General features: G+C 57.7%; 2 protein-coding genes. Both read right to left on the bottom strand.

Translation table 11 applies throughout. From position 1 onward, the window contains the following. Window positions 1–869, bottom strand: an 869-nt coding sequence (locus ACOI1H_RS25150) for a hypothetical protein (RefSeq protein WP_422441009.1), incomplete at its 3' end; no start/stop codon positions are given. Between the two features lie 758 nt (window positions 870–1627). Next, window positions 1628–2144, bottom strand: a 517-nt coding sequence (locus ACOI1H_RS25145) for a recombinase family protein (protein WP_422441007.1), incomplete at its 5' end; no start/stop codon positions are given.

Raw genomic sequence — 2144 nt, 5'->3', positions numbered from 1 at the left:
CCGGTCACCGTTACGGTGAGGAAGGCAGTCGCTGTGGATCCATCGGCAGCTGTCGTTTGATATTTAACTACAATCTCGCGCGTTTCATCTTTCGCCAGAGCATCAGCACGTGCCTCGAAACGCGCGATGCCCGACGCGTCAACCTCGAGAGTCCCCAGATCGATGCCGTCATCCGAGATGAGCGTCCCAGTGAAAACACCCCCTGCCTCCAAAAGCCCCTCCACCCCAGTCACAAAAAGCCCGATATTCTCATCAGTGCTGTCGGTCGTCTGGTCGTTCGCGAAGATATCTACGATATTGTCGCCAGTCGCCTGGTTAGGACTTGAATTTTCAATGACGCCCAAGGTGTCGTTCTGGTTCACTCCCGTGCCTTGGTCGCCAAGCTTCAGGGAACCCGTTCGGTCACCGTCGGTTTCTCCGACCGAGCCATAGCGGATCCCGAAATCCGCCAGGTTGAGCATGTCCAGCGACATATCTTGGGTTGCAGACGAGAGAATGAAGCTGGTCGACTGGATGTCATCACCAGACACACCTGAAGTGCCGAACTCTACCCCGACATCAAAATCCCCTAGTTCGTTTGACACCTCGCCCTTGATATTTGCATCTTTTCCGATGGTACTGACGCCGCCTTCTTCAAAGACCTGATCCGAAATGATTTGAGATCCATCGGCATTGTCGTCGACCACAGCCAGATCGAGAGTTGTGGAGTCCACGCCTTCCAGATCGAAGAATATTGCCCTAAGGTCGCCGATTTGGGCACTGTCATCGACGACGGTAATGTCGAACTTGAGTGTCCCGTCCGACAACTCGGTGACGGTGACCTGCGTGGTGACATCACCTTCTATCGTAAACGAAATCGAACGGCCCATGACTTCCCTCCAATTCAAAAATACGAAACCGGATTACTCTAAATCAAACACTGGCGAGAAATGGTTGCCCGATCGAGCTAGAAAATCAACTGATTCGTACGTTACGGAACACGCATCGGCCTCGGGGAAATCTCGAAAGCCCTCTTACGCCGAACGGATGCGGCGGCTGGAAGCCTGGAATGCTAGGCGACGCTTGCTTTTCCAACACGGATGATCGGCTGCATTAGTTTTCACTTCTAGCCGATCATTCAAACAGGGGCCGATCAGCGGTAAGCGTGCCTCATTGTCGTCGAAGATATAGGTATTTCAGCGCGCAGGCGGATCGGTCAGACTACTGTCATACCGGTTTTGCGGTCGACGGCCTCATGTGCATGACTGTTGCGATCGCAGTCGGTGGATTGCAATAAGGATGGCATGCACCATCGGGCTGTGACCGCGACCTTGGCCAGCTGCGCCCCGACAGTGCAACCTTCGTCACCGCGTCGATTGGCCAGGCGCGGCCGACCGATACGAAGCAGCATAACCAAATCAAACGCTGACATCAGGCACAACTATGCTTATTACCTCACCAGACAAATATCATGGGTGCACCTGTCATCATCCATCTGCAGTGAGTTCCTTCAGCATTTCTCCAGCGTGAATCCCTGACCCCACCCAGCGCTGCGTTGCGGTCCAGGCGCAGTGCGCTACCAGCACAGGTATTTTCCGGCAAGATCTGACCGCCGACGGGGTCGATGCGACAGCGCCACAGTTCCGGCTCAACACTGGATGTCTCGCGATTTCGGTATATCCAACCTATCCATCAAATTTCGTACATTCGAGACCTGCCACGTCCCACCCCGCCGGGTCAGCATGCCCCTGTCGTTCAGCGCGGCAGCGATGGCGCGGAGCGTGGTGACCCCTTGCCTCTGCACGTCGTCGATCACGGGCCGGAGGTCCTCGGCGAAGCGGTCGGCGTTTGACGCTACAGCCGCGTGCAACGCCGCACCGCCCTTTCCCGCGCGTTTCAGTGCCGCCGCACCGTTCGGGTTGCCCAGCTTCACACCGCGCGCCTTCGCGACCGCCAGCGCCTCCCTGGTGCGCCGGGAGATGGCCTCGCGTTCCTGCTGCGCCACCAGCGCCATGATGCCGACGGTCAGATCATTCGCCTCCGGCAGGTCGACGGCGAGGAAGCGCACGCCGCTGTCCCGGAGCGTCAGCAGGAAGGCGGCATTGCGCGACAGCCGGTCCAGCTTGGCGATGACCAGCGTCGCGCCGGTGACCTTGGCAAGGTGC

It is taken from the genome of Loktanella sp. DJP18, from assembly GCF_049310965.1.
Lineage (GTDB): Bacteria > Pseudomonadota > Alphaproteobacteria > Rhodobacterales > Rhodobacteraceae > Loktanella.
This window is presented reverse-complemented; position numbering and strand designations above follow the sequence as displayed.